The sequence below is a fragment of the uncultured Methylibium sp. genome, from assembly GCF_902826655.1.
Lineage (GTDB): Bacteria > Pseudomonadota > Gammaproteobacteria > Burkholderiales > Burkholderiaceae_C > Methylibium.
The window spans coordinates 1-21,095 of the sequence record NZ_CADEFR010000044.1; the positions used below are offsets into that span (position 1 = coordinate 1).

Consider the following 21,095-nt stretch of genomic DNA (forward strand, 5'->3'; position numbering starts at 1 on the left):
CGTCGATGTAGGCCGTCTCGTCGATCTCGCGCGGCACGCCGCTCATGAAGCCTTCGAGGATCCACACCGCCAGCGGCACGTTGAACACGAGGTGCGCCAGCGCGACCGCGAGGTGCGTGTCCATCAGCCCGAGCGTCGAGTAGAGCTGGAAGAAGGGCAGCAGGAAGACCGCCGGCGGCGTCATCCGGTTGGTGAGCAGCCAGAAGAACACGTGCTTGTCGCCGAGGAAGCGGTAGCGGCTGAACGCGTACGCGGCCGGCAGCGCGACCGTGATCGAGATCACCGTGTTGATCGCGACGTAGATCAGGCTGTTGATGTAGCCCGAATACCAGGACGCGTCGGTGAAGATCGTCCGGTAGTTGTCCCAGGTGAATTGCTGCGGGAAGAAGCTGAAGCTGGAGAGGATCTCGTTGTTCGTCTTGAACGACATGTTGACCATCCAGTAGATGGGCAACAGCGCGAAGAGGATGTAGGCGCCCAGGAAGACCGATCGCTTCTGGAAGCGGCGCGCGTTCATCGGACCGCTCCCGGGTCGGCGGCGCCGGCATCGACCGTGCCCACGCGCTGCATCCAGTTGTAGAGCACGAAGCACAGCAGCAGGATGATCAGGAAGTAGATCAGCGAGAAGGCCGCGGCCGGGCCGAGGTCGAACTGGCCGACCGCCTTCTGCGTCAGGTACTGCGACAGGAAGGTCGTCGCGTTGCCCGGCCCGCCGCCGGTCAGCACGAAGGGCTCGGTGTAGATCATGAAGCTGTCCATGAAGCGCAGCAGCACCGCGATCATCAGCACGCCGCGCAGCTTGGGCAGCTGGATGTAGCGGAACACGGCCCACTTGGAAGCGCCGTCGATGCGGGCCGCCTGGTAGTAGGCGTCCGGGATGGCGCGCAGGCCGGCGTAGCACAGCAGCGCGACCAGCGGCGTCCAGTGCCACACGTCCATCACCAGCACCGTGATCCAGGCGTCGCGCGCGTTGCCGGTGTAGCTGTAGTCGATGCCCAGCTTCTGCAGCGCGGCGCCGAGCAGGCCGATGTCGGCGCGGCCGTAGATCTGCCAGATCGTGCCGACGACGTTCCACGGGATCAGCAGGGAGAGCGCGACGACCACGAGCACCGCCGAGGCCTTCCAGCCCGTGGCGGGCATCGACAACGCCAGCACGATGCCCAGCGGGATCTCGACGGCCAGCACCGCGAGCGAGAAGCCGAGCTGGCGCAGCAGTGCGGCGTGCAGGTCCTCGTCGCGCATCACGCTGGCGAACCACTCGGTGCCGACGAACACGCGGCGCTCGGGGCTGATGATGTCCTGCACCGAGTAGTTCACCACCGTCATCAACGGCAGGATCGCCGAGAACGCGACGCAGACGATCACGGGCAGCACGAGCAGCCAGGCCTTCTGGTTGAGCGGCTTCATGCGATCAGCTCCTCGTTCGCGCCGTACCAGCAGGTGTGCGGGCCGACGATCGCGAGCCACACCGTCTCGCCCACCTTCGGCACGTCCTGCTCGCCGCTGAGTCGCGCGCGCAGCACCGCGCCATCGGCGAGCGCCGCCGTGAGCAGGCAGTAGGTGCCGACGTCCTGGACCTGCGTCACCCGCGCCGCCACGGCCCCGGGGGCGTCCGGCGTCGCCAGGGCCAGGTACTCGGGCCGCACGCCGAGCCGGGCGGCCGCGGGCGGGGCCCCCGGCAGCACGGAGGCCGGCAGGAAGTTCATCCCCGGCGAGCCGATGAAGTGGCCGACGAAGGTGTGCGCCGGGCGCTCGAACAGCTCGCTCGCCCGGCCGATCTGGACCGCGCGGCCGCGCGTCATCACCACCACCTGGTCGGCGAAGGTCAGCGCCTCGACCTGGTCGTGCGTGACGTAGACCAGGGTCAGCTTCAGCTCGTGGTGGATCTGCTTGAGCTTGCGCCGCAGCTGCCACTTGAGGTGCGGGTCGATCACGGTGAGCGGCTCGTCGAACAGCACCGCCGACACGTCGGGCCGCACCAGACCGCGGCCCAGCGAGATCTTCTGCTTCGCGTCGGCCGGCAGGCCCGCGGCGCGCTGGTCGAGCTGGGCGCTGAGCTCCAGCATCTCGGCGATCTGCCCGACGCGCTGCCGGATCCGCTCTTCGGGAACCCGGCGGTTGCGCAAGGGGAAGGCCAGGTTCTCGGCGACGGTCATCGTGTCGTAGATGACCGGGAACTGGAACACCTGCGCGATGTTGCGTGCCTGCGGGCTGGCGGCGGTGACGTCGCGGCCGTCGAACCGGACCGTGCCGCGGGACGGCGTCAGCAGCCCCGAGACGATGTTGAGCAGCGTCGTCTTGCCGCAACCCGACGGACCGAGCAGCGCATAGGCGCCGCCGTCCTCGAAGCTCATCTTCAGCGGCAGCAGCGCGTAGTCGCTGTCGGCCTGGGGGTCGGGCCGGTAGGCGTGCGCCAGATCGAGGTCGATGCGGGCCATCAGCGTCTCCGCGTGCGCTCGGGCGCCACGAGCAGCGCGCCGTCGGCGCCAAACACGTAGGCCTGCGCCGGGTCGAGGTGCAGCGTGATCGGCATGCCGAGCTCGAAGTCGTGCACCCCCGTCAGTTGCGCGACCAGCTCGCCGACGGCCGTGCTGGCGTGGACGAAGGTGTCCGAGCCGGCGATCTCGGCCAGCTCGACCGTGCCGGCCAGGGCCACGTCGCCGGGCCGCGGCTGAACGCGCAGCGCGCCGGCACGCACGCCGACCGTGAGGCTGCGCGTCGCCGCGGCGGGCAGCGGCACCTGCAGCGACGGCCCGGCGTTCAGCATCACGCCCAGGCTCGCCGCCTCGGCTGCGATCAGGTTCATCGGCGGATCGCTGAAGGCCCGCGCGACGCGCAGCGACTTCGGCGCATGGAAGACCTCGGCGGTCGGGCCGTGCTGCAGCAGCTCGCCGGCATCGAGCACGGCGGTCCAGCCACCCAGCAGCAAGGCCTCGCCGGGCTCGGTGGTCGCGTAGACGACCGTCGAGTCGCCGGCGGCGAAGAGCTGCGTCAGCTCCTCGCGCAGTTCCTCGCGCAGCTTGTAGTCGAGGTTGACCAGCGGCTCGTCGAGCAGCATCAGCGGCGCCTCCTTCGCCAGCGCCCGCGCGAGAGCGACACGCTGCTGCTGCCCGCCGGACAGCTCGGCCGGCAGCCGCGCGAGGAAGGGCTCGATGTGCAGCTTGCGCGCCAGCTGCCGGACCCGCGCATCGATCGCCGCGCGATCCATCTTCTGCAGGTTCGCGCCGCGCAGCCGGAGCGGCGACGCGATGTTCTCGGCCACGCTCATCGACGGGTAGTTGATGAACTGCTGGTAGACCATCGCGACATTGCGTTGCCGCACCGGCATGCCGGTCACGTCGACGCCGTCGACGCTGACCCGCCCAGCGCTGGGCCGGTCGAGGCCGGCCATCACGCGCATCAGGCTGGTCTTGCCGGCCTGCGTCGCGCCCAGCAGGACGTTGACGGCACCCGGGTGCAGCGCCAGGTCCAGCGGGTAGAGGTGCTGCACCGCGCCGACCTTCTGCGCGACCTGATCGAGGACGAGCTGCATCAGGCGGCCTCGCTCCGGGCGGACCGTCCGGCCGCGCCGCTGCCGGACGGGGCGTCGTTCGCGGCGTCGAACCAGTCCTGCACGCGCTCGCGCGCACCGGCACCGACATGCAGCCCGAGCTTGGAGCGGCGCCACAGCACGTCGTCGGCGCTCGTGGCCCATTCGTCGCGCCGCAGGTAGCGCAGCTCGGCCTCGTGCAGGCCGGGGGCGACTTCAGGGCCGAGCTCGCGCAGCGATGCCGCGTCGCCGAGCACGCGATCGATGCGCGAGCCGTAGGCCCGCGCGAGGCGGCGCGCGAGCGGCACCGGCAGCCACGGATGCCGGCGGCCGAGCGCGCCGACGAAGCGCTCGAAGTCGAGGTCGGGCCGACGGCCGCGATCGGGGCCGCCCGCCTCGCCGTCGATCCACGCCGACAGGTCGCCGCCCGGCAGGAAGACGCCGTGCGTCCACGCCGGCCGCTTCGTCGGTCCCTGGCCGAGCATGCGGCCCAGGTCGTCGGCCGCGTCCTCGGCCAGCTTGCGGAAGGTCGTGATCTTGCCGCCCCAGATGCTGAGCAGCGGCGCGGCGTCGGTGTTGGCTTCGAGCAGGTAGTCGCGCGTCACGGCACTCGGGTCGCCGGAGTCGTCATCGAGCAGCGGCCGCACCCCGGAGTAGCTCCACACCACGTCGGACGGGCTGACCGGGGCGCGGAAGTAGCGGCTGGCCTGCGTGCACAGGTAGGCCGTCTCGTCGGCGTCGATCCGTGCGGCCGCCGGGTCGTCGCCCTGCAGCTCGATGTCGGTCGTGCCGATCAGCGTGAAGGCGTCTTCGTAGGGAATGGCGAAGATGATCCGGCGGTCGGGGTTCTGGAAGATGTAGGCGTGGTCGTGCTCGAAGAGCCGCGGCACGACGATGTGGCTGCCCTTCACGAGCCGCAGGCTGCGCGTGGCCAGGGTCTCGCCGGCCGCGGGCACGGCCACGCCGCGCAGGAAGCTCTCGGCCCAGGGCCCGGCGGCATTGACCAGCGCGCGCGCGCGCACCGTGCTGCGCCGGCCGGCGGCGTCTTCGATCAGCACGCTCCAGGCATCGGCGCTGCGCTGGGCGCGCAGGCAGCGCGTGCGCGTCAGCACCGTCGCGCCGTGCGCGCGGGCGTCGATGGCGTTCAGCACCACCAGCCGCGCGTCGTCGACCCAGCCGTCGCTGTAGACGAAGCCGCGCACGAAGTCGGGCTTCAGGGGCAGGCCGGCCGGGTGCCGGCGCAGGTCGACGGCCCGCGAGGCCGGCAGCACCTCGCGCCGCGCAAGGTGGTCGTAGACGAACAGCCCGACGCGGATCAGCCATGCGGGCCGCATCGACGCGTCGAGCGGCATCACGAAGCGCAGCGGCCACATGATGTGCGGCGCGCTGCGCAGCAGGCCCTCGCGCTCGGTCAGCGCCTTGCGCACCAGCGAGAACTCGTAGTACTCGAGGTAGCGCAGCCCGCCGTGGATGAGCTTGGTCGACGACGACGAGGTGTGGGCCGCCAGGTCGTCGCGCTCGCACAGCACCACCTGCCAGCCGCGGCCGGCCAGGTCGCGGGCGATGCCGCAGCCGTTGATGCCGCCGCCCACGACGAGCACGTCGCAGGCGCCGGGCACGGCAGGAGGAGTGGCTGGCGAGTGGGTCACGGAGAGGCTTGGGCGGGCGTCGGGGCGGGTCGGGGAGCCCGCCTGTCGCGAAGCAAGCCGAGGTTGTAGACCCAAGCGCACCCAAACGCACCCGCGATTACCCGCGTTTCTTTTCGTTTATGTTCGCTTAGGCTTCGCGCCTCTGCCCCATGACTCCCAATCCTCGCCAAGCCGAGCTGATCGATGCGGTACGCGCCGAGGGCGCGGTGTCGGTCGAAGCGCTGGCCGCGCGCTTCGGCGTCACGCTGCAGACGGTGCGCCGCGACGTGCAGCGCCTCGCCGAGGCGGGGCTGCTGGCGCGCTTCCACGGCGGCGTGCGCGTGCCGAGCTCGACGACCGAGAACATCGCCTACCGCCAGCGCCAGGCGCTGCAGGCCGAGGGCAAGGCCCGCATCGCGCGCGCCGTCGCGCAGCGCGTGCCGGACGGCTGCTCGCTGATCCTGAACATCGGCACCACCACCGAGGCGATCGCCCGCGAGCTGCTCGGCAAGCGCGGCCTGCGGGTGCTGACCAACAACCTGAACGTCGCCGCGATCCTCAGCGACAGCGCGGCGATCGAGGTGATCGTGGCCGGGGGCGTGGTGCGCCCGCGCGACCGCGGCATCGTCGGCGAGGCGACGGTGGACTTCATCCGCCGGTTCAAGGTGGACATCGGCCTGATCGGCATCTCGGGCATCGAGCAGGACGGTACGCTGCGCGACTACGACGTGCGCGAGGTGACGGTCGCACGCGCCATCGTCGAGCACTCGCGCGAGGTCTGGCTCGCGGCCGACCACAGCAAGTTCAATCGCCCGGCGATGGTGGAGGTGGCGCGCTTCGGGCAGATCGACGCCCTGTTCACCGACGCGCCGCCGCCGGAGGCCTTCGTGCCGCTGCTGGCCGAGGCCGGCGTAGAGTGCGTGATCGCAGATTGAACCCGCCCCCTGCGGCCTCGCGGCTGCAGGCGCACATCGACGAGGCACGGCCATGACCCACCTGCTCGCGCTCGATCAGGGCACCTCCAGCTCGCGCAGCATCGTGTTCGACCGCGGCGGGCGCATCGTCGCGATGGCGCAGCGCGAGTTCCGGCAGATCTACCCGCAGCCGGGCTGGGTCGAGCACGATCCGCGCGAGCTGTGGGAGACCCAGCTCGCCACGGCGCGCGAGGCGCTGGCCCGGGCCGGCCTGCGCGCGCAGGACGTCGCGGCGATCGGCATCACCAACCAGCGCGAGACCACCGTCGTCTGGGATCGCAGGACCGGCGAGCCCATCCACCCCGCGATCGTCTGGCAGGACCGCCGGGCCGAACCCACCTGCGCCGCGCTGCGCGAGGCCGGGCACGAGGCGCTGGTGCGCCGCAAGACCGGGCTGATCATCGATGCCTACTTCTCGGGCACCAAGCTCAAGTGGATCCTCGACCACGTGGCCGGCTCGCGCGAGGCTGCGCGGCGCGGCGAGCTGGCTTTCGGCACCGTCGACAGCTGGCTGCTGTGGCACCTGACCCGGGGCCGCGTGCATGCCACCGACGTGAGCAACGCCTCGCGCACGATGCTGCTCGACGTGCACGACAACACCTGGGACGAGGAGCTGCTGGCCTTGCTCGACATCCCGCGCGAGCTGCTGCCCGAGGTCCGGCCCTCGGCCTGCGAGTTCGGCACGGCCGACGCCGACTGGCTGGGCGCGCCGCTGCGCATCGGCGGCATCGCCGGCGACCAGCAGAGCGCGCTCTTCGGTCAGGCGTGCTTCCGCCCCGGCCTCGCGAAGAACACCTACGGCACCGGCTGCTTCATGCTGATGCACACCGGCAGCGCGTTCCAGACCTCGGCCAACGGCCTCATCACGACGAGTGCCGCGCAGCCCGGCGCGACCCCCGAGTTCGCCCTCGAAGGCAGCGTCTTCATCGGCGGCGCCGTCGTGCAGTGGCTGCGCGACGGCCTGCGCGCCATCAAGGGCAGCGGCGAAGTGCAGGCACTCGCCGAAAGCGTGCCCGATGCCGGCGGCGTGGTCTTCGTGCCGGCCTTCACCGGCCTGGGGGCGCCCTACTGGCAGCCGCAGGCCAGCGGCGCGATCGTCGGCCTGACGCGCGGCACGACGGTGGCGCACATCGCGCGCGCCGCGCTGGAGAGCATCGCCTTCCAGAGCGCTGCGCTGCTGCAGGCCATGAGCCGCGATGCGATGGCCGCGGGCGGCCAGCCCGTCAGCGAGCTGCGTGTCGATGGCGGCGCCTGCGTCAACGACATGCTGATGCAGTTCCAGGCCGACCTGCTGGGCATCCCGGTGGTGCGACCCAAGGTCATCGAGACCACCGCGCTCGGTGCGGCCTACCTCGCCGGCCTGGGCTGCGGGATCTACAGCAATCTCGATGAGCTGGCGGCGCAGTGGCAGGTGGAACGCCGCTTCGTGCCGACGCTGAGCCGCGAGCGCGCCGCCGAGCGCATGGCGCGCTGGGAGCACGCGGTCCGGCAGACCGTCGCGCCCTGAGTCGCGCGACAGGCCGCGCCCCGCGGCCCTGGGAACCAGCGAGGCAGCGAGGCAGCGAGGCAGCGAGGCAGTGAATCCGAGACGGCGGCGCAGCGTCGTCAGGCCGCAGCGCCACCCTCGCCGCGGAATGCGCCGGTCACCACCGGGCCGATCTCGTCCGTGACCGTGCGGGCATCGGCCATCGCTTCGCCGCGGAAGCTGCCCTGGATCGGCATCGCGCTCCCCTCGGCGGCGGGTGCCTCCGGGGCGGCGACGCCCGGCTCGGCGATCCAGCCGCGGCCCGGCACGTGGCGCGCGCTGCCCGTCACCACGTCCTGGCGACCCATCAGCGTGTCGAAGGAAGCTGCGTCCTGCTGCATGGCCGGCTCCTGAAGCGATGCCCCGACCTTAGTCCAGAGGCGACCCGCCGGCCACGGTGTCTCCCCACTTTGAACTGGTGCCTTCGCGGCCATCGGCGGCTCTCGCGGTTGAAGCGCGCCCGCCGATGCACGAAGAACAAGAACACACCGCTTCCACGTCGGAGATGTCAGATGTCGAACTCTGTCCGCTGGGTCATCCGGGGCATCCGGGGCCGCGTCCCGGCCAACTTCAACTGGGGAATCATCTCCGCCCGCTCGATCGTCCACGTCTCGGCCGCCGAGGTGCGGTTCGGCACGACGCAGGTGAACCCGCAACCCCCGTTGCAGAACTTCTTCTACAACCTGGGCGCCGCGGACATCTGGGTCAGCAACATCTCGCCGCACCGCAACGAGTTCAGCGGCCAGCCCGGCGGCGTCAGCTTCATCGTGCACGTCGGATGGAACTCGCCGCTGGACGTGGCCGTCACCATCACGGTGGAAGACGCGCTGCCGGTGGAGATCCAGGGCTACTAGCGTGCCGCGTCGACGACGATGCCGTCCTCGTCCGCGTACACCGCATCGCCCGGCCTGACCCACACCCCCTGCACCTGCACCGCCACGTCGCGCTGTCCCTCGTTGCGCTTCTCGGTCGGCAGCGGCATCAGCCCCAGCGCGCGGATGCCGACCTTCGCCGCGCGCAGCTCGGCGGCGTCGCGCACGCAGCCGTCGACGACGATGCCGGCCCAGCCGTTCTTCGCCGCCGCCGCAGCCAGGTTGCCGCCGACCAGCGCGCGGCGCAGCGAGCCGCCGCCGTCGACCACCAGCACGCGGCCCCGGCCGGGCTCGTCGAGCGCGGCCTTGACGAGCGAGTTGTCCTCGAAGCACTTCACCGTGCTGGCCGGCCCGGCGAACTTGCCGACGCCGCCGTAGCTGTGGAAGCCCGGCGGCAGCACGCGGAAGCGGCCGTCGCTGTCGTTCTTGTGCGCGTCGCACAAGTCACACGTCGAGAAGTCGGTGGTGCCCGGGGTCGTCGTCATGCGTTCTCCACTTTCCTGATGGTCGGCTTCACGTCCTCGCGTTTGGCGGGCAGCATGGCCTGGTTGGCGCGCGCGGCGTTCAGCACGATGGCGGTCGAGGTCTCGGTGAGGATGCAGAACTTGGTGACCACGGCATCGAGGTGGGCCACGTCGATGACGGCGATCTCGAGGATCCAGCTGTCCTCGCCGGTCACGTTGTAGGCGTTCACGACCTCGGGCGTCTGCTGGATCAGCTTGACGACGCGCTGGTACTCGGCCCGCCCCACGCGGATCATCGCGCGGATGCCGTAGCCCAGGGCCGCGAGGTTGACCGTCGCGCGGTAGCCGGTGATGACGCCGGCGCCTTCGAGCTTGCGCACGCGCTCGGTCACCGCCGGCTGGCTCAGGTGCACGCGGCGGCCCAGTTCGGCCATCGACAGGCGCGCGTCGGCCTGCAGCTCCGCGAGGATGCGCGTGTCGTAGTGGTCGAGGGAAATCGCTTCGGGCATGTGCAAAGCCTAGCAGGGATTTTTGCTGCAATCTCAAGGCGCGGTGCCCATGTTTCCTTGATTCGACGCTGGATGAGGGCGGTGCGGCCTTCTACGATCCTGCCTCATGAGCACGCTCGCTGCCCCTGCCCTGGCCACCTCCCGCGCCGGCCTGTCGCCGCTGGTCATCGCCTGCCTCGCCGCGACCTGGCTGGTCTGGGGCTCGACCTACCTGGCCATCAAGTTCGCGCTGATCAGCTTTCCGCCCTTCGTGCAGATGGGTTCGCGCTTCCTCGTCGCCGGTGGCGTGCTGCTGGGCTGGATGGCCTGGCGCGGCGCGCCGATGCCGACGCGCCGGCAGTGGCTGCACGCGCTGGCGGTCGGGACGCTGATGCTGGGCGGCGGCATGGGCGGCACCGCCTACGCCGAACAGACCGTGGGCTCCGGCCTGGTGGTCGCCTTCATCGCGGTGGTGCCGGTGGTGATGGCGCTGCTGCTGACGCTGTGGCGCGTGTTCCCCACGCGCCAGGAGGCGCTCGGCATCGCCGTCGGGCTGGCGGGCGTTCTGATGCTGACGCAGGGCGCGGGCTTCCAGGCGTCGACCGCGGGGCTGGTCGCCATCGCGATCGCCTGCGTCGCCTGGAGCGTGGGCAGCGTGCTGAGCCTGCGCGCCCTGCCCCTGGCGCCCGGCGCCACCGGCTTCGCCAGCGAGATGATCTGCGGCGGCGTCGTGCTGATGGCGATGGCCGCGCTGGACGGCGAGTACGCGACGCTGGCCGCGCAGTGGCCGCCCGAGCCGCAGGCCGTCGCGGCCTGGGTCTACCTGGTGGTCTTCGGCTCGCTGATCGCCTTCAACGCCTACATGCTGCTGCTGGCGCGCGCGCCGGCCTCGCTGGCGTCGAGCTACACCTTCGTCAACCCGGTCATCGCGATGCTGCTGGGCGTCGCGGTCGCCGGCGAGGTGGTCAGCGGCTACGAATGGGCCGCGGCCGGCGTCGTGCTGGTGGGCGTGGTGCTGATGCTGGCCGGGCGGCGCGCGCCCACCACCGACTAGGACTTCGGCTGCGCGCGCGACGCGCGCATCAGCACCGCGCCGTCGGCGTCCTGCAGCGTCAGGAAGCCGTGCGGCGGCACCGTGGCCCGCGCGGCACGCTCCAGCGCGGTGAGGACGCGGTCCTCCTGCTCCATCAGCGCCGGGCTGCAGGCCATGCGGGTGGTGGCGACCGGGTCGATCTTCAGGCGATTGCCCTCCAGCGTGTAGCGACCGCGCAGCGTGTTGCAGCTGGCGTGGCCGCCGAGCGCGCCTTCCGGGCCGAAGACCAGGCGGGCCTTGCTCTTGTCCACCAGCGGGGCACTGCGTGCCTGCTCGATGATCCATTCGCCCAGCACCTGCGGGTCGGGGGCCTCGATCAGCACCTGTTGCGGCGGCGGCTCGGGCTTCACGGCGGCCTGGGGCTTGGGAGGGGCCATGGGCTGGGTCGACGGCGGCACGCCGCCGCAGGCGGTGAACGCCAGCAGCGCCAGCGCGGGCAGCAGCGAAGGTGCACGAGAGCAGATGGTGGACATGGAGACTCCCTGTTGTGATCCGGTTCAGCCTGCAGTGTCGCGCGCCTGCGCGGCGGCGCGGATCGCCGCCAGCGTGGTGCGCGAGGTGCTGACGTCGGCATCGAGCTTCAGGTGGATCAGCGTCGGCTCACCGGCCCGCAGGGCCTCGGCGAAGGCCGGCTCGAACGCCGCCGTCGTGTCGACGCGTGAGGCCCGCCAGCCGTAGGCGCGCGCCAGTGCGGCGAAGTCGGGGTTGAACAGGTCGCTGCCGGAGACGCGGCCCGGGTACTCGCGCTCCTGGTGCATGCGGATGGTGCCGTAGCTGCCGTTGTCGACGACGATGCTGATCAGCTTGCGGGCGCCGTAGGCGGTGGCCGTCGCCAGCTCCTGGCCGGTCATCAGGAAGTCACCGTCGCCGGCGAGGTTGACGACCGTGCGCTGCGGGTGCAACAGCGCCGCGGCCACGGCGGCCGGCAGGCCGTAGCCCATCGCCCCCGAGGTCGGCGCGAGCTGGGTGCGGCCGTGGTGCTGCAAGCCGTGGTAGCGGACATAGCGATGCAGCCAGCCGCTGTAGTTGCCGGCGCCGTTGGTGTAGACGGTATCGGCCGGCGCGAGACGCTGCACCGCCTTGACCACCTCGGCCATGTCGAGCGGCGCGACCGGCGGCGCGACGTGATTGGCGTCGTAGTCGGCGTGCGCGGCCTCGGCCCAGGCACGCCACGGCAGGTCGAGCGGTGCGGCCAGTGTCTCCAGCGCCTTGCCGGCGCAGGCGCTGGACGCCTGCAGCAGCAGGTCGGCGGCGTAGACGCGGCCCAGTTCCTCGGGGCCGGCGTGCAGGTGCACGAGCTTCTGCACCGGGCGCGGCGCCTGCAGCAGCGTGTAGCCGCCGGTCGTCATCTCGCCGAGGCGCACGCCGATGGCGAGCACCAGGTCCGCGTCCTTCACGCGCTGCGCCAGTTTCGGATTGATGCCGATGCCCACGTCGCCGGCATAGAGCGGATGGCGGTTGTCGAACGTGTCCTGGAAGCGGAAGCCGCAACCGACCGGCAACGACCAGTTCTCGGCAAAGCGCTGCAGCGCGCTCGCCGACTCGGCGTCCCAGCCGCTGCCGCCCACGATCATCAGCGGCTGCTTCGCGGCCAGCAGCATCGAGCGCAGCTCGCGCAAGGCGCCGGGCGCGGGCCAGGCCTGTGCCGGCAGGGCGCGCGGCAGCACGGGGGCGGCCGTCGCGCGCGTCAGCATGTCCTCGGGCAGCACGACGACCACCGGGCCGGGCCGGCCTTGCAGCGCGGTGCGGAAGGCGCGCGCGACGTACTCGGGCAGCCGATCGGCGTCGTGGCATTCGCCGACCCACTTGGCCATGCCCAGCGTGCCGGGACCGAACATCTGGCGGTAGTCGACTTCCTGGAAGGCCTCGCGATCGCGCTGGTCGCTCGCGACCTGGCCGATGAACAGGATCATCGGCGTCGAGTCCTGGAAGGCGGTGTGCAGGCCGATGCTGGCGTTGGTGGCGCCGGGCCCGCGCGTCACGAAGCAGATGCCGGGCCGGCCGCTCAGCTTGCCCTGCGCATCGGCCATGAAGGCCGCACCGCCTTCCTGGCGGCAGGCGATGAAGCGGATGCGTTCGCGATGCTCGTGAAAGCCGTCGAGCACCGCGAGATAGCTTTCGCCGGGAACGCCGAAACAGGTGTCGACGCCCTGCTCGATCAAGGCCTCGACCAGCGCGTGGCCGGCGAGGCGCGAGGTGGGTGGGTGCGGCATGGCCGGCACTTTAGCCGGCCGCCGAAGCCCGTTCGCGCCGAGATCGTCGAAGGGCCGTCGGGCTACTTCCGTGCCTGGGGCCCTGGCGGTGCCTCGGGCTCCGGCTCGGCCGGCGTCGGCACGCCGGGCGGCACCTTGCCGATGCCGGACAAGGCCATGTAGTCCGTCAGCGGACTGACGCCGTTCAGCGGCTTGAACGTGCCCTTGTGGCAGGTCTCGCAGCCCACCTTGGGGCCGTCGCCCAGCGGGCCCATGCGGTGGGCGGGCAGCATCGGCTCCAGCGGGATCAGGTAGTCGGTGTTGAGTTCGCGCACCATGCGGATGCCGTACCAGGCCTTCGACCGCTGCGGCGTGCTCTCCTGCCAGCTCGCCAAGGCCCGCGTGCTGTGGCAATAGGTGCAGTTCACGCCGAGCGACTTGGACATGTAGAGCATCAGCGAGTAGGTGCGCTCGGCGGCCTTGATCGAGTCATGACCGCCCGAGCGCAGCGCGGTGTTGCCCTGGATGCGCACGCTGGCCTGGTCCGTGACGAGGAAGAGCGACAAGGGGTCGCCCGGCAGCGCCGAGCCGACGACGTTGGCCCCGGGCGCGTTCTGCCCGTCGCGGTTGCCGAGCGCACCGAGGCCTGCGCCGGGCGGGTTGGAGTTGAACCAGTCGCCCGAAGGCACGGCCTGGCCACGGTGGCAGGTCCAGCAGGTGACGCCGGTCTCGCCGACGTGGCTCTTCCATTCGGTGTTGATGCGCCGGGTCATCTCGAGCATGCGACGCGCCACGAGCTTGGGGTACTTCTCGTCGGACTCCAGCACGTCGGGGTTGTGGCAGAAGTCGCAGCCCTCCACCGGCGAGACCCAGGTCGACAGCGCCTGCATCAGGCGCGAGACCTCGGTCGCGCTCAGGTCCTGCAGCACCTTCAGGTTGGTGAAGACCTCGGTCGACGGCGGCGACTCGAGGTCGGCCGCCTCTTCGGGCGGCGGGATGCGGTTGAGCTCGTGCAAGGCCGCCACCGTGGTCGGCGACTTGACCTGCACCTGCCCCGTGCCGCGGTATCCGCCCTGCTCGGTGAGCTTGCGTTCGCAGCCCGCCAGACCCAGGGCGACGACGGCACCCGCGACCGCGGCCGCGGTCCGTACCCACGACGCGATCACGCACCGCGGCATCAGGCGGCCGCCTTGCGAGGCTTGAAGTTGCGGCACCAGCCGTCGGGCGGCACGAGACGCTTGAAGAACGAACACGGCCCCTGCTCCTCGCCCTTCTCGCCGCTGTAGAGCTGGCATTCGCTGCAGCGCTGCTTCACGTCGTGGCGCGGGTACTTGGCCTTGTCGACGTCCTCGGTCTTCAGGCGAAAGCCCATCGACTTGGGATAGGCGTCGGACTCCTTGACGGCCACCGTCGGCCGCGGCCCGTCGGCGGCGAGTGCCGGGACCTGGGTCGTGAGGGCCGTGGTGCCGGCGATCACCTGGAGCAGGAAGGTGCGACGCTCGCGGGTTTGCATCGGCGGGGTTCCTTTCGAGGAGGGAATGGGCACGGCGACGGAAGCGCGCAGGCCGCCGGACTCAGGGGCCCGAGCGCACGAGGCGCAGGTGGTGCCGCTCGTCCTTGCGGGCGGCGAACACGCCTTGCGCGCCGAAGCCCAGCGCGAAGACACGCTCGCCGCTGGCTTCGCCTGCCCGCGGTGTCGCCGACCAGTAGGCGGCCGGGGCCGTACCGGGAAAGATGGCGACGTTGGTGCGCGGCCGGAAGCACTCGCGGGCGGTGATCGTCGCCAGCTCGCGCACGGAGGGCAGCCGCCAGTCGCTGAAGGATGCGCCGCCGTCCAGGTTCATCTGGTCGGCGTGCCGCTGCGCCTCGGGCCAGCTCGCAACGCCGGCGGCCCCGACGCACGCGCCCGACTGCCACCGCTGACCCATCGAGCAACGCATCCACATCAGCTTCGACGCGATGTCGGTGATGGTGCCGTCGCCGTTGTCGCGAAAGCGCTCGGCCGGCAGCGACGCGGACTCGCTGCGCGCGCACCCGCCCTGCGGATCGGCGCGCACCGGATCGGCCGCAGCGACCGGCATGGCAGAGGCCGCCAGCGCCCCCACGAGCGCTGCCGCCAGCGCGGCGCGGCGCACCCTCATTTCTTGTCGAAGCCGATGCCGGTGCCGGGCACGTTCAGGCCGCGCGCGTTCTTCGGCGTCGGCCCGGCGGTCTGGCGAGTCTGCAGACCGGTGTCGATCGGCACGCCCCGGTGCAGGTAGTAGGAATAGGACTCGAGCGCGATCATGTCCGCGCTGTTCGGATCCAGTGCCTTGCCGCCCTGCGGGTTCTCGATGCACCAGTTGATCATCTCGCGGTAGGCCGCGACCCGGTCGAAGCTCGGCATGAACTTCGGGAAGGTCTGCGGGTTCGTCGCCGAACCGTCCGGGTGGCAGTTGGCGCAGGCCAGGCCGTTGTTGGCCATGTCGGCGCGCGCGCCGTACCAGAGGTCGTAGCCGCGCTTGGCCGATGCGGTGAGCTTGGCGTCCATGTCCTTCAGCTCGTCTGCGGTGAACGGGTTGCGGGCGGACGCACCGTTCACCACCAGCAGGGCCAGGCAGACCGCGGCGACAGGCGCTGCGACGCGAAGCGTTCTCAAGGGGAGTGAAGTCATCGTGGCATCTCCGCTCAGATCTTGAAGCCGGCGAGCAGGCGCTCGGGCAGCGAATCGGCAAACGGCTCGTACTGCATCGTCGCGCCGCCCGAACTGCCGATGGCCACCGAGGCGGTGCCCATGCCGTCGGCGGTGTTGGCCGGATCGGCGCGGTACTGCTGGTACTGCGGGTAGGGCAGCTTGATCGGCGGATACGGCCAGGGCCACGAGGTGCTCATCGTGCCGATCGACGTGAGGTTGCCGATCTTGTTGTAGACCGTGTGGTGCACGTGGCCGTGGAAGGCCATCACGTTGCTGAACTTGGAGAGGATCGCGCGGATCTCCTTGGAGTCGCTGACCTGGAAGTTCCAGCGCGGGTAGTAGTCCCACAGCGGCGAGTGCGTGAAGATCACGATCGGCGTCGATGCGGGCAGCTTCGCCACGTCCTTGCGCAGCCAGTCGCGTTGCCGCTGGTCGGTGCCCCACACGCCGGGCACCGGGCTGTTGAGCGGCATGAACCAGTCGCGACGCTGTTCGGGCGTGAGGCCGGCCTTGGTCCAGAAGTCCGGCACGAGGATGGAATTGAGGCCGATGAAGTGCACGCCCTTGTGATCGAAGGACCAGAACTCGTCGCCGAAGTTGGCTTTCCAGCCGGCGCCCATGTCGAGGTACCAGTCGTGCTCGCCGGGGATCGACCGGATCGGCGCCTTGAGCTTGGCGAGGATGCGCTTGCCCTTCTGCAGCTGGTCGAGCTCGCCGTGGTGCGCCACGTCGCCCATGATCATCACGAAGTCGGGCGGATTGGCCTGCGCGTTGACCTGCGCCACCGCGTCCTCGAGCTGCTTGTCGAAGACATGGTCCTTCTGGCTGTACAGGTGCGGGTCCGCAATGATCGCGAAGCGAAACGGCGTCACCGACTTCGCCTGCGCGATGTCGACCATGCCGAGATTGACCCCGACCGCCTGCGCGAACACCGTGGTGAGGCCGGCCTTGCCGGCCAGGCCGAGAAAGTCCCTTCGATCGGAATCGTGCGGATCCGCCATGTCGCTGGCTCCTTCTACGAGATGTGGGAGGGGCCGCGCCCGGTGGGATGCGGCAAGGACGAGATCGACAGACCGGGCGGCGTGGCCCGCGGCGCCGAGCGCCGCCACGGGCGCCCCGGGAAGAGCGACACAGGCACCACGCGGCCCGATGCCGGGCGGGGGCTCACCTCACACAGCGCGTACTGCAATGCGCATGGCATGGGCCGGGTCTCCTGTGGATCTTGTAGTGCGCCGGTCGCTTGCCGAATCAGGCAAGCGCATCAGCCTTCAATCTGCGAATCAGTGTAGGGAGCGCATTGTCGAAACCGAAATTGAATTAATTGACGCTGCTATGAGCGCTGACTAATATCGATTTCATGCAGCTCGCCCGGCTCGCCACCCTCAAGCAGCTGGTCGCCTTCCACACGGTGGCCGGGCTGGGCAGCGTGTCGCGGGCGGCCCAGGAACTGCACCTCACGCAGTCGGCGGTGTCGATCCAGATCGCGTCGATCGAAGCTGCGGTCGGGACGCCGCTGCTGGCCCGCACGGGCCGCGGCGTGCGGCTCACCAGTGCCGGCGAGGCCTTGTACGGCTACGCCGAACGCGTGCTCACGGCCTGGAACGAAATGGGCGACGCGATGGCAGCGTCGATGGGCGCGTTCTCGGGCGCCCTGCGCGTGGGTGCGGTGTCGACGTCCGAGTACTGGCTGCCGACCCTGCTGGTGGCCTTCGTGAACGAGAACCCCCGGGTCAATCTCAAGGTGCACATCGCCAATCGCGAGGAGATCGTGCGCTGCCTGAACGGGCAGGAGATCGATGTCGCGGTGATGGGCAACCCACCCGATGCCCTGAAGACCACGGCGACCCGGTTCGCCCGGAACCCGATGGGCTTCATGGCCGCGCCGCACCACCCGCTGATGGCCGAACGCAAGCTCACGATGGCCAAGCTGTCCGAATCGCACATGCTGGTGCGCGAACGCGGCTCGGGCTCGCGCACGACCCTGGCACGACTGTTCAAGGAAGCCGGCCTGCGCCTGCGCGTGGGGTCCGAGTTGTCCAGCAACGAGGCGATCAAGCAGATGTGCATCGCGGGCTTCGGCCCCGCCTACCTGTCGCTGCACACCTGCATCCTGGAGATGAAAGCCGGTCTGCTGCAGTTGCTGCCGATGCCCCGCAACCTGGTCGAGCGCGAGTGGTTCGTCGTGCACCGACCCGGGCCGTCGCTGCCCGACGTCGCCGCGGCCTTCGAGCGCTTCCTGCGCCTGCGCGGGCAGTACAAGATCGACCAGTTCCTCGAGGAGCGTGAGGCCAACGTCGAGCGGCTGACCGCCGGCGCGCGGCGCTGAGCGCCGCAGGCGCCAGGTCAGGCCGCGACCGGCACGGCCCGCCCGCGCGCCACGCGCAGGCCCACCAGCGAAGCCGACACCACGCCCATCAGCAGCAGCGCGGCCGCCCCGTGGAAGATGCCGTTCGCGTGACCGTGGTCGAGCAGCGCGCCGAAGGCCGGGGCCGCCAGCGCGAAGCCGATGTCCAGGCCCGAGTACACCGTTCCGTAGACGCGACCGGTGGCACCGGGCGGCGCCGCGCGCTTGATCAGCATGTCGCGCGACGGGCCGGCCAGGCCGGTGCCGAAGCCGGCGAGCGCCGCCACCGCGGCAGTCGCCAGGCCCGGCAGCCAGCCGGTGCCGGCGACGAACAGCAGCGCTGCCGCCGCGGCCATGGCCCAGCCGATGGTGCGCTCGAGCCGGTCGACCCGCGACACGAGGAAGCCCCCCGCCACCATGCCGGCCGCACCGCACAGCATGTAGCCGGTGACGACGAAGGCCGTGACCGACAGGGGCAGACCGTACATCTGCTGCAGCGCCGGACTGGCGAAGCTCTGGATCGCCGACAGGGCCGCCGTCGTCCAGAAGAAGAACGCGAAGCACAGCCACACCGAGGGCAGCTTCAGGAAGGCGAGCGGATGTTCCTCGGCCAGCGCCTTGGCGCCGGCCTGGGTCTCGTGGGCCCAGGTGCCCGAGCGGTCGTCGATGGCCTCGCGGTTCAGGACCATCAGCAACAGCACGGCCAGCGCATACGCGGCGGCGGCCAGATAGGCCACGCGCCACGAGCCCGACAGCGCCGTGATGCCGGCCAGGAAGATCGGCGCGACCGCCCAGCCCAGGTTGCCGGTGATGCCGTGCACCGAGAAGGCGTGGCCCAGCCGCGGCTGCGACACGCGCTTGTTGAGGATGGTGAAGTCGACCGGATGGAAGGGAGAGTTGCCCAGGCCGGCCAGTGCGGCCGCCGCCATCAGGCCCGCATAGCCGGTCGCGCTGGCGGCCACCAGCGCCGCGCCGACGAAGCAGGCCAGCGCCAGGAACAGCACCGGGCGCGCGCCGACCTTGTCGACGACGAAGCCGGCCAGCGCCTGGCCGATGCCCGAGATGACGAAGAACACCGTCACCAGCAGGCCGAGCTCGGAGTAGCTGAGGCCGAAGTCCCGGATGAAGGCCGGAAACAGCGGCGGCAGCAGCATGTGGAAGAAGTGCGAGGTGCCGTGCGCAACGCCGATCAGCGTGATGGTGCGGGCGTCCTGCGCCAGCGGGACGGCCGGCGCGGTGGCCGACGCGGTCGAAGTCGTGGAGATCATGACCGGATCATCGATCAGGACGCTCCGGCGCGCTTACGATAGCAGGACAACTTCTGTCGCAATCATGCCAAGACCACCCGCCGTGCTCGTCGGCCCGCAGACGCCGCAGCTGTACGCACCGACCGCCGAGCGGCCGCTGCGCGCCAAGCACAGCCAGCTTGCCGCCGACACCCAGGTCGAGCCGCACAGCCACCCTTGGGCGCAGCTGGCCTGGTCGGCCACCGGCGTGCTGCGGCTGACGACGCGGGGCGGCACCTACCTCGTGCCGCCATCGCGGGCGCTGTGGATCCCGCCGGGGGTCGAGCATGCGGTCACGGTGGTCGAGTCGGCCGAGCTGTGCACCCTGTACCTGCACCAGCGTCCCGGCTGCTGCGGCCCCGGCGCGCGCAAGGGGCCGGTCGAGGGCCGCTGGCAGCTGTGTCGGGTGCTGGAGGTATCGGACCTGCTGCGGGCGCTGATGCTGGCCCTGCCCGCCGCGTCAGACCACGGCCCGCAACCGCGGCCCGCCGAGCTCGAGCGCGAGAAGCTGATCGGCCCGCTGCTCGCCGACGAACTGAAGCGCGCCGCGCCGGTACCGCTGGGAGTGCCGATGCCGCAGGACAAGCGACTGCGCACGCTGTGCGAGGCGGTCCTCGACGAGCCGACCCGCCACGACACGCTGGGCGACTGGGTGCGGGGCATCGGCGCCAGCGAGCGCACCGTCGCGCGGCTGTTCCGCGACGAGCTCGGCACCAGCTTCGGCCAGTGGCGCCAGCAGGTGCTGCTGGCGCGCGCGTTGACGCTGGCGGCACGCAAGCGCCCGATGAGCGAGATCGCCGCCGAGCTGGGCTATACGAGCCCGAGCGCCTTCAGTGCGATGGTGCGGCGCTCGGTCGGCGCGCCGCCCTCCAAGTTCTTCGCGTCGGCGTAAGACAATGGAACGAGCATGAGCACCCAGATCCTCTACGACTTCACCAGGCAGGACGCCCGCGGCGCCTGCTCCACCGCCCAGGCCTGGGCCAAGGCGCCCGAGCTGCTGACGCCACCTCGGCGTGCCGGCCTGATGGCGCGCGCCCGGGAGCTGCTGAAGGCGAAGAACGCGGTTCTCGTCGCGCACTACTACGTCGACGGCGACCTGCAGGACCTGGCGCTGGAGACCGGCGGCTGCGTGTCCGACTCGCTGGAGATGGCGCGCTTCGGGCGTGACCATGCCGCGCAGACCCTGGTGGTCGCCGGCGTGCGCTTCATGGGCGAAAGCGCCAAGATCCTGTCGCCCGAGAAGACGGTGCTGATGCCCGACCTCGACGCGACCTGCTCGCTCGACCTGGGCTGCCCGCCGGACCAGTTCGCGGCCTTCTGCGACGCGCACCCGGACCGCACCGTGGTCGTCTACGCCAACACCAGCGCCGCGGTGAAGGCGCGCGCCGACTGGATGGTGACCAGCTCCTGCGCGGTGGCCATCGTCGAGCACCTGCATGCGCAGGGGAAGAAGATCCTCTGGGCGCCCGACCGCCACCTCGGCCGCTACATCGCCGACCACAGCGGCGCCGACATGCTGATGTGGAACGGCGAGTGCATCGTGCACGACGAGTTCAAGGGCCTGGAACTCGAGCTGATGAAGCGCGAGCACCCGGACGCGCTGGTGCTGGTTCACCCGGAGTCGCCGCGCAGCGTGGTCGACCTGGCCGACGTCGTCGGCTCGACCTCGCAGCTGCTGAACGCGGTGGTCAGGAGCGACCGGCACAAGTTCATCGTCGCCACCGACAACGGCATCCTGCACCGCATGCGCCAGCTGGCGCCCGGCAAGACGCTGATGGAGGCGCCGACCGCGGGCAACAGCGCCACCTGCAAGAGCTGCGCGCACTGCCCGTGGATGGCGATGAACGGGCTCGCCGGCCTGGTCCGCTGCCTGGAGCAGCGCGTCGGCGAGATCACGGTGCCGGAGCCGACGCGCTCGCAGGCGTTGGGCTGCATCGAGCGGATGCTGGACTTCGTCAAGGCGAACCCGGGTGCGATCAGCCAGCCGGCGCGAGGCTTCGTCCCCAACATCGGAGCAGCGTGAAGC

The 21,095-nt window shown here is 70.9% G+C and carries 23 protein-coding genes; 7 read left to right on the forward strand and 16 right to left on the reverse strand.

The annotated features are described in order from the left end of the window. The 5 genes from QZV97_RS15425 to glpD all read right to left on the reverse strand — a co-directional run. Positions 1–517: carbohydrate ABC transporter permease (locus QZV97_RS15425; protein WP_295644009.1), on the reverse strand; the 517-nt coding region annotated here is incomplete at its 3' end. Beyond that, positions 514–1,407 (reverse strand): sugar ABC transporter permease, encoded by an 894-nt coding sequence (locus tag QZV97_RS15430; RefSeq protein ID WP_295644014.1) that lies wholly within the window; start codon positions 1,405–1,407, stop codon positions 514–516. The genes QZV97_RS15425 and QZV97_RS15430, both read right to left, overlap by 4 nt. Continuing rightward, positions 1,404–2,438, reverse strand: a complete 1,035-nt coding sequence (locus QZV97_RS15435; protein ID WP_295644017.1) for an ABC transporter ATP-binding protein — start codon at positions 2,436–2,438, stop codon at positions 1,404–1,406. The genes QZV97_RS15430 and QZV97_RS15435 overlap by 4 nt, the downstream gene beginning before the upstream one ends. After that, on the reverse strand, positions 2,438–3,532 hold the full coding sequence (locus QZV97_RS15440; protein ID WP_295644020.1) for an ABC transporter ATP-binding protein: 1,095 nt from the start codon (positions 3,530–3,532) through the stop codon (positions 2,438–2,440). The genes QZV97_RS15435 and QZV97_RS15440 overlap by 1 nt, the downstream gene beginning before the upstream one ends. Continuing rightward, positions 3,532–5,178 carry a glycerol-3-phosphate dehydrogenase gene (gene glpD / locus QZV97_RS15445; protein ID WP_295644023.1) on the reverse strand — a complete coding sequence of 549 codons (1,647 nt, stop codon included), beginning with the start codon at positions 5,176–5,178 and terminating at the stop codon, positions 3,532–3,534. The genes QZV97_RS15440 and glpD overlap by 1 nt, the downstream gene beginning before the upstream one ends. A 149-nt stretch (positions 5,179–5,327) precedes the next feature. On the opposite strand from glpD, the gene QZV97_RS15450 reads away from it, so the two are divergent. After that, entirely contained in the window at positions 5,328–6,092 is a 765-nt protein-coding gene (locus QZV97_RS15450) for a DeoR/GlpR family DNA-binding transcription regulator (RefSeq protein ID WP_295644026.1), read from the forward strand. Positions 6,093–6,144: 52 nt separating this feature from the next. Continuing rightward, positions 6,145–7,638, forward strand: a complete 1,494-nt coding sequence (glpK, locus tag QZV97_RS15455) for a glycerol kinase GlpK (protein WP_295644029.1) — start codon at positions 6,145–6,147, stop codon at positions 7,636–7,638. 98 nt (positions 7,639–7,736) lie between these two features. Here glpK and QZV97_RS15460 read toward each other — a convergent pair whose 3' ends face one another. Then, entirely contained in the window at positions 7,737–7,997 is a 261-nt protein-coding gene (locus QZV97_RS15460; protein WP_295644032.1) for a hypothetical protein, read from the reverse strand. Positions 7,998–8,168: 171 nt separating this feature from the next. Between QZV97_RS15460 and QZV97_RS15465 the strand changes: the two genes are divergently transcribed. Continuing rightward, positions 8,169–8,510 carry a hypothetical protein gene (locus QZV97_RS15465; RefSeq protein WP_295644035.1) on the forward strand — a complete coding sequence of 114 codons (342 nt, stop codon included), beginning with the start codon at positions 8,169–8,171 and terminating at the stop codon, positions 8,508–8,510. Here the strand turns inward: QZV97_RS15465 and rraA are convergent. Both rraA and QZV97_RS15475 read right to left on the reverse strand, forming a co-directional pair. After that, complete coding sequence (rraA, locus tag QZV97_RS15470; RefSeq protein ID WP_295644038.1) at positions 8,507–9,013, reverse strand: ribonuclease E activity regulator RraA; 507 nt, start codon at positions 9,011–9,013, stop codon at positions 8,507–8,509. The two genes, QZV97_RS15465 and rraA, sit on opposite strands and share 4 nt — an antisense overlap. Next, complete coding sequence (locus QZV97_RS15475) at positions 9,010–9,501, reverse strand: Lrp/AsnC family transcriptional regulator (RefSeq protein WP_295644041.1); 492 nt, start codon at positions 9,499–9,501, stop codon at positions 9,010–9,012. The genes rraA and QZV97_RS15475 overlap by 4 nt, the downstream gene beginning before the upstream one ends. A gap of 106 nt (positions 9,502–9,607) precedes the next feature. Here QZV97_RS15475 and QZV97_RS15480 point away from each other — a divergent pair, with 106 nt between their 5' ends. Beyond that, on the forward strand, positions 9,608–10,534 hold the full coding sequence (locus QZV97_RS15480; RefSeq protein WP_295644044.1) for an EamA family transporter: 927 nt from the start codon (positions 9,608–9,610) through the stop codon (positions 10,532–10,534). Here the strand turns inward: QZV97_RS15480 and QZV97_RS15485 are convergent. The 7 genes from QZV97_RS15485 to QZV97_RS15515 all read right to left on the reverse strand — a co-directional run bounded on the left by QZV97_RS15485 (position 10,531) and on the right by QZV97_RS15515 (position 16,440). Next, on the reverse strand, positions 10,531–11,046 hold the full coding sequence (locus QZV97_RS15485; RefSeq protein ID WP_295644047.1) for an META domain-containing protein: 516 nt from the start codon (positions 11,044–11,046) through the stop codon (positions 10,531–10,533). The two genes, QZV97_RS15480 and QZV97_RS15485, sit on opposite strands and share 4 nt — an antisense overlap. Positions 11,047–11,070: 24 nt before the next feature. Then, positions 11,071–12,786, reverse strand: coding sequence for a thiamine pyrophosphate-binding protein (locus QZV97_RS15490; RefSeq protein ID WP_295644050.1), 1,716 nt, complete (start codon positions 12,784–12,786; stop codon positions 11,071–11,073). 62 nt (positions 12,787–12,848) lie between these two features. Continuing rightward, positions 12,849–13,943, reverse strand: coding sequence for a photosynthetic reaction center cytochrome PufC (pufC, locus tag QZV97_RS15495; RefSeq protein ID WP_295644053.1), 1,095 nt, complete (start codon positions 13,941–13,943; stop codon positions 12,849–12,851). After that, positions 13,943–14,278 (reverse strand): high-potential iron-sulfur protein, encoded by a 336-nt coding sequence (locus QZV97_RS15500; protein ID WP_295644056.1) that lies wholly within the window; start codon positions 14,276–14,278, stop codon positions 13,943–13,945. Before QZV97_RS15500 ends, pufC begins: the two co-directional genes overlap by 1 nt. A gap of 61 nt (positions 14,279–14,339) precedes the next feature. Continuing rightward, on the reverse strand, positions 14,340–14,906 hold the full coding sequence (locus QZV97_RS15505; RefSeq protein WP_295644059.1) for a DUF1566 domain-containing protein: 567 nt from the start codon (positions 14,904–14,906) through the stop codon (positions 14,340–14,342). After that, a complete protein-coding gene (locus QZV97_RS15510) occupies positions 14,903–15,403 on the reverse strand; it encodes a hypothetical protein (RefSeq protein WP_295644062.1) in 501 nt (166 codons plus the stop codon). The genes QZV97_RS15505 and QZV97_RS15510 overlap by 4 nt, the downstream gene beginning before the upstream one ends. A 29-nt stretch (positions 15,404–15,432) precedes the next feature. Then, positions 15,433–16,440: a metallophosphoesterase gene (locus QZV97_RS15515; RefSeq protein ID WP_295644065.1), complete on the reverse strand. Its 1,008-nt coding sequence runs from the start codon at positions 16,438–16,440 to the stop codon at positions 15,433–15,435. 356 nt (positions 16,441–16,796) lie between these two features. Between QZV97_RS15515 and QZV97_RS15520 the strand changes: the two genes are divergently transcribed. Beyond that, positions 16,797–17,765 (forward strand): LysR family transcriptional regulator, encoded by a 969-nt coding sequence (locus QZV97_RS15520; RefSeq protein ID WP_295644067.1) that lies wholly within the window; start codon positions 16,797–16,799, stop codon positions 17,763–17,765. A gap of 17 nt (positions 17,766–17,782) precedes the next feature. Here QZV97_RS15520 and QZV97_RS15525 read toward each other — a convergent pair whose 3' ends face one another. After that, entirely contained in the window at positions 17,783–19,051 is a 1,269-nt protein-coding gene (locus QZV97_RS15525) for an MFS transporter (protein WP_295644070.1), read from the reverse strand. Positions 19,052–19,115: 64 nt separating this feature from the next. On the opposite strand from QZV97_RS15525, the gene QZV97_RS15530 reads away from it, so the two are divergent. Both QZV97_RS15530 and nadA read left to right on the forward strand, forming a co-directional pair. Beyond that, complete coding sequence (locus tag QZV97_RS15530) at positions 19,116–19,961, forward strand: helix-turn-helix transcriptional regulator (RefSeq protein WP_295644073.1); 846 nt, start codon at positions 19,116–19,118, stop codon at positions 19,959–19,961. Positions 19,962–19,976: 15 nt separating this feature from the next. After that, positions 19,977–21,092, forward strand: a complete 1,116-nt coding sequence (gene nadA, locus QZV97_RS15535; protein WP_295644076.1) for a quinolinate synthase NadA — start codon at positions 19,977–19,979, stop codon at positions 21,090–21,092. Positions 21,093–21,095: the final 3 nt, after the last annotated feature.

Bases quoted from the DNA above. Each gene is read 5' to 3' on its own strand.
- QZV97_RS15430 (WP_295644014.1), bottom strand. From the start codon at position 1,407: ATGAAGCCGCTCAACCAGAAGGCCTGGCTGCTCGTGCTGCCCGTGATC.
- QZV97_RS15435 (WP_295644017.1), bottom strand. From the start codon at position 2,438: ATGGCCCGCATCGACCTCGATCTGGCGCACGCCTACCGGCCCGACCCC.
- QZV97_RS15440 (WP_295644020.1), bottom strand. From the start codon at position 3,532: ATGCAGCTCGTCCTCGATCAGGTCGCGCAGAAGGTCGGCGCGGTGCAG.
- QZV97_RS15450 (WP_295644026.1), top strand. From the start codon at position 5,328: ATGACTCCCAATCCTCGCCAAGCCGAGCTGATCGATGCGGTACGCGCC.
- glpK (WP_295644029.1), top strand. From the start codon at position 6,145: ATGACCCACCTGCTCGCGCTCGATCAGGGCACCTCCAGCTCGCGCAGC.
- QZV97_RS15460 (WP_295644032.1), bottom strand. From the start codon at position 7,997: ATGCAGCAGGACGCAGCTTCCTTCGACACGCTGATGGGTCGCCAGGAC.
- QZV97_RS15465 (WP_295644035.1), top strand. From the start codon at position 8,169: ATGTCGAACTCTGTCCGCTGGGTCATCCGGGGCATCCGGGGCCGCGTC.
- rraA (WP_295644038.1), bottom strand. From the start codon at position 9,013: ATGACGACGACCCCGGGCACCACCGACTTCTCGACGTGTGACTTGTGC.
- QZV97_RS15475 (WP_295644041.1), bottom strand. From the start codon at position 9,501: ATGCCCGAAGCGATTTCCCTCGACCACTACGACACGCGCATCCTCGCG.
- QZV97_RS15480 (WP_295644044.1), top strand. From the start codon at position 9,608: ATGAGCACGCTCGCTGCCCCTGCCCTGGCCACCTCCCGCGCCGGCCTG.
- QZV97_RS15485 (WP_295644047.1), bottom strand. From the start codon at position 11,046: ATGTCCACCATCTGCTCTCGTGCACCTTCGCTGCTGCCCGCGCTGGCG.
- QZV97_RS15490 (WP_295644050.1), bottom strand. From the start codon at position 12,786: ATGCCGCACCCACCCACCTCGCGCCTCGCCGGCCACGCGCTGGTCGAG.
- pufC (WP_295644053.1), bottom strand. From the start codon at position 13,943: ATGCCGCGGTGCGTGATCGCGTCGTGGGTACGGACCGCGGCCGCGGTC.
- QZV97_RS15500 (WP_295644056.1), bottom strand. From the start codon at position 14,278: ATGCAAACCCGCGAGCGTCGCACCTTCCTGCTCCAGGTGATCGCCGGC.
- QZV97_RS15505 (WP_295644059.1), bottom strand. From the start codon at position 14,906: ATGAGGGTGCGCCGCGCCGCGCTGGCGGCAGCGCTCGTGGGGGCGCTG.
- QZV97_RS15515 (WP_295644065.1), bottom strand. From the start codon at position 16,440: ATGGCGGATCCGCACGATTCCGATCGAAGGGACTTTCTCGGCCTGGCC.
- QZV97_RS15520 (WP_295644067.1), top strand. From the start codon at position 16,797: ATGCAGCTCGCCCGGCTCGCCACCCTCAAGCAGCTGGTCGCCTTCCAC.
- QZV97_RS15525 (WP_295644070.1), bottom strand. From the start codon at position 19,051: ATGATCTCCACGACTTCGACCGCGTCGGCCACCGCGCCGGCCGTCCCG.
- QZV97_RS15530 (WP_295644073.1), top strand. From the start codon at position 19,116: ATGCCAAGACCACCCGCCGTGCTCGTCGGCCCGCAGACGCCGCAGCTG.
- nadA (WP_295644076.1), top strand. From the start codon at position 19,977: ATGAGCACCCAGATCCTCTACGACTTCACCAGGCAGGACGCCCGCGGC.